This window comes from Vibrio sp. V39_P1S14PM300 (genome assembly GCF_009904765.1).
Lineage (GTDB): Bacteria > Pseudomonadota > Gammaproteobacteria > Enterobacterales > Vibrionaceae > Vibrio > Vibrio proteolyticus.
In genome coordinates, this window is record NZ_WXWP01000104.1 from 1 (window position 1) to 4,032 (window position 4,032).

Annotated in this window: 3 protein-coding genes; 1 reads left to right on the forward strand and 2 read right to left on the reverse strand. The window is 47.9% G+C overall.

Annotated features, from left to right (window positions below; all coding sequences use genetic code 11):
- The coding region (gene gmk / locus CAG65_RS05045; protein WP_021704629.1) for a guanylate kinase at positions 1-622 on the reverse strand (622 nt) is incomplete at its 3' end.
- A 353-nt stretch (positions 623-975) separates the two neighbouring features.
- Between gmk and CAG65_RS05050 the strand changes: the two genes are divergently transcribed.
- The gene (locus tag CAG65_RS05050) at positions 976-2,634 is read left to right on the forward strand and encodes a BCCT family transporter (protein WP_161452607.1); all 1,659 of its coding nucleotides are present in this window, start codon (positions 976-978) and stop codon (positions 2,632-2,634) included.
- A 467-nt stretch (positions 2,635-3,101) separates the two neighbouring features.
- Here CAG65_RS05050 and CAG65_RS05055 read toward each other — a convergent pair whose 3' ends face one another.
- A complete protein-coding gene (locus CAG65_RS05055) occupies positions 3,102-3,989 on the reverse strand; it encodes a hypothetical protein (protein WP_161452609.1) in 888 nt (295 codons plus the stop codon).
- Positions 3,990-4,032 lie beyond the last annotated feature (43 nt).

Below are 4,032 nucleotides of genomic sequence, written 5' to 3' on the forward strand. Positions count from 1 at the left end.
ACTCAGCCAGTAGCGCGTCAAGCATGCCTTTATATTTAGCAGCTTGCTTGTCTTGCTTCAATCTTTCTGCACGGATGATCGCTTTGAAATCCATTAACGCACCATCAAAGTCGTCGTTAACGATCACGTAATCATACTCGTTATAATGTGAAATTTCGGACTTAGCTTCGGCCATGCGCTTGGCGATCACGGCGTCGCTGTCCTGTCCACGGGCGTTGAGGCGGCGTTCCAGTTCACCGTTGGACGGTGGCAGAATGAACACACTGCGTGCCTGTGGCATTTGTTGGCGGATCTGACGCGCCCCCTGCCAGTCGATATCGAGGAACACGTCGATGCCTTTTTCCAGATTCTCTTCGATCCAGATGCGGGATGTGCCGTAGTAATTGCCGAACACTTCCGCGTATTCCAGAAACGCGTTCTGCGCAATCAGGTCTTCGAAGTGCTCTTTTTGCACGAAATGGTAATGTACGCCATCTTGCTCACCTGGGCGCATACCACGGGTAGTGTGGGAAACAGATACTTTCATCGCGTATGTCGGATTGGTTTCCAGCATCGCGGAAATTAAGCTCGATTTACCAGCACCACTCGGTGCTGAAACGATATATAGAGTACCTTTGCCCATCTGTACGGTTCCACATTGGTTCGGGGTGAGGCCGATATTGTTGCATCGACACGTTAAAGATAGCACTGACCTGCATGCGTTCGCATGGCTGGTGAAATTTAGGTCAGAAAAATGGAGGCGAAGAGTAGCACGATCCTCAGGATCTTCTCAAGACCATTCCCGCGTTCGTCAGCGTGTCGCAAATTGAATAATGGCAGCAAATTCTGATTTTTCTTACCTGGTGAGGAGAATTTTATTGATTACAATGGGGCTGTTATACACTGATAAGGTTCTGTGTTTTAAATTTTTTAATCTTAGTCCCTGTCACAGAACGTAATTAATTTAGGGCTTTGACGATTTTAAGGGGAAGTAAAGTGAGTAGTGACAATGGAGGTCTGCCGCGTCCGGATGGCAAGGTAGACCCGATCGATACCGACTACACGGTCGGTCAGGATAATGTGGTGGTGAATCTCGGGCCGTTTGGTCTTGATATCCATAACCGGGTGTTTGCCATTTCAGGTTTGGCGGTGGTGTTTTTCGTCTTTGCCACGCTGATCTTTCGTGAGCAAGTTGAGCCGCTGTTTGTGCATTTGCGTGACTGGCTGACCTCGAGCATGGACTGGTTTTTCCTGTCGGCCGGTAACTTTTTTGTGGTGGTGTGTCTGGCACTGGTGATTTCGCCATTGGGCCGGGTTCGCATTGGTGGGACCGAAGCGGTGCCGGATTATTCCTATTCAGGCTGGCTTGCGATGCTGTTTGCCGCCGGGATGGGGATTGGTCTGGTGTTCTTTGGTGTGTCCGAACCGATGTCGCATTTCAGCACTGCGCTGAGCGGTCCGGTGATGGAAAACGGTGTGCGTACCGACTGGGCACCGCTCAATGGCGCGGCCGGCGATGTTGACGCAGCGCGTTCACTGGGTATGGCGGCGACCATTTATCACTGGGCACTGCACCCGTGGGCGATCTACGCTTTATTGGCGCTGGGTCTGGCGATTTTCTCATTCAACAAAGGCCTGCCGCTGACCATGCGTTCAGTCTTTTATCCGCTGTTTGGGGAACGCGTCTGGGGCTGGACTGGTCATGTGATTGACATTCTGGCGGTGGTCGCGACTGTGTTTGGTCTGGCAACGTCGCTGGGTTATGGCGCGTCTCAGGCCGCGACCGGTCTGAACTTCCTGTTTGATGTGCCGATGGGCGACACCACCCAGATCGTGTTGATTATCGTGATCACGGCGCTGGCGCTGATTTCGGTACTGGCGGGTCTGGATGGCGGTGTGAAGCGCCTGTCGGAGATCAACATGGGGCTGGCGGCGTTGCTGCTGCTGTTTATCGTGATTGCGGGGCCGACGCTGGCGATCGTAACCGGTTTCTTCGATAACATCGGTTCGTACCTGACCAATCTGCCAGCGTTGTCGATGCCGTTTGAGCGTGAAGATGCCAACTATTCTCAAGGCTGGACGGCGTTTTACTGGTCGTGGTGGATCTCCTGGTCGCCATTCGTCGGCATGTTCATCGCACGTGTTTCCCGTGGCCGCACCGTACGCGAGTTCATCATTTGTGTTCTGCTGATCCCATCAACCGTGTGTGTGTTCTGGATGACGGCGTTCGGCGGTACGGCGATCAGTCAGTACATCAACAGCGGTTATGAAGCGGTGATGAACGCCGACCTGCCACTCAAATTGTTTGCGATGCTGGATGTGATGCCATTTGCTGAAATCACCTCTTTTGTCGGCATTGTGCTGGTAGTGGTGTTCTTTATTACCTCGTCGGACTCGGGCTCGCTGGTTATCGATACCATCGCCGCTGGCGGTAAAGTCGACGCGCCGACGCCTCAACGCGTGTTCTGGTGTACGTTTGAAGGCTTGGTGGCCATCGCTCTGATGCTGGGGGGCGGTCTGGCTGCTGCTCAGGCAATGGCGGTGACCACGGGTCTGCCGTTTACCATTGTGCTGTTGATTGCGACGGTGTCGCTGATCAAAGGTTTGATGAGCGAACCAAGGCCGAAGACCAAACTGGCGGCAGACAACAAATAACGCCAAGCATTAAAAAAGCCCTGAACACAGTTCAGGGCTTTTTTTGATCGGAGTGCGTGGATTACTCGATGTTCTGGATCTGTTCGTCGAGCAATAATTTTTATTATTTAAAAATCAAAAACTTAGTGGTTTTTTATTGTCTGATTTAGAATTTTACTACCCAATATACTACCCAGTTGGTTTAAGTTGCTATGTTTCTTACGTTGACAATAGTTCTGTTTTTGATGAAATAATCGTCACTCAGTCACTTTAAGTTGTGACAGTATCCTGTAGTTCAACTATCGATTACTATGTCGCCAGAATATTAATGATAATGATGTTCATTTGCATGTGTTCTGTTTGACTAATCGAGGCACCAAGCTGTAAGAGTGAGTTATATTTGTATACTGAGGTTCTACACATAGTGTCATGTAATTCTGCCGTAAACAACTGTGCCTTTGTTTTAGGTGTAGCTACACCCGAAGCATCTAGAGCAGAGCTCGATAGGCGTGAGCTTTAACCACCTCCTCCACCTTTGGCTTTCTTACTAAGTTCAAGAGTCTCACTTTAAGAGTGTATATTTTATTTTGATACCAGAAGAAGCCTTCCTTACCATGTAGATAATAATCTGGCTTTTTGGAAGTTAAGTTTTCCTCTGTGTCATCATAGATGCTTTCTTGAGCGGCAATGCTTTTTATGAAGTTGTCATAATCTTGTTCAGGGGCAGTCTGAATCTTAGGTGTACCTGCTTCTGGCTTTTCTTTTGGTATTGTTTTCCCTTTTCTAAATAGAGACGTAAATTTCAGTACAAATGTGCTGGTAGGTTCAATAAAACAAGGAAGAGTCACCTTGTCGATATCTGCCCGTCTTTGGTGAAAAACGATTAATCCCATTTCTTCGAGTGATTTGATACTGACGGTTATCTTACGGCTGTTAGTTCCAAGTCTAGTGGCCAGCATTTTTATCCCCATTGGGATTCCGCCTAGTTTCTCATCATAATTTTTTGCTAGCAACATACACAAACAAATGAGAGTAGATTTTGGCTGTTGCCTGATGCTCTTTTCTTCGAAATAACGATAGATGTTTTGATACTCAACGAATTCATCAGCTATGGGTTTATTTCGAAATCTTGATTCGCTTAACGGACTGAATGGCATCAGGTAAGCGTCATCAAAAGGGGTGAACCCCGGCCATATTGACTTTAGTTGTTCCCAGTTTTTTATTCCCAAATAACGTGTGGGAGAGTGACGATTTTTATCAATAACTAGCGTCTTTGAATACCCTCCTGAAAGCAAAATATAACTGTCTTGCCTATCAAACGGGTTGATGAAATTGTGGAGCTGGTAGGTTGTATCTGTTATCTGATTTGGGGTCATAGTGATCTACTTATTGGTAGCTGTTTTTAGCTGATTATTTATG

Bases quoted from the DNA above. Each gene is read 5' to 3' on its own strand.
- CAG65_RS05055 (WP_161452609.1), bottom strand. From the start codon at position 3,989: ATGACCCCAAATCAGATAACAGATACAACCTACCAGCTCCACAATTTC.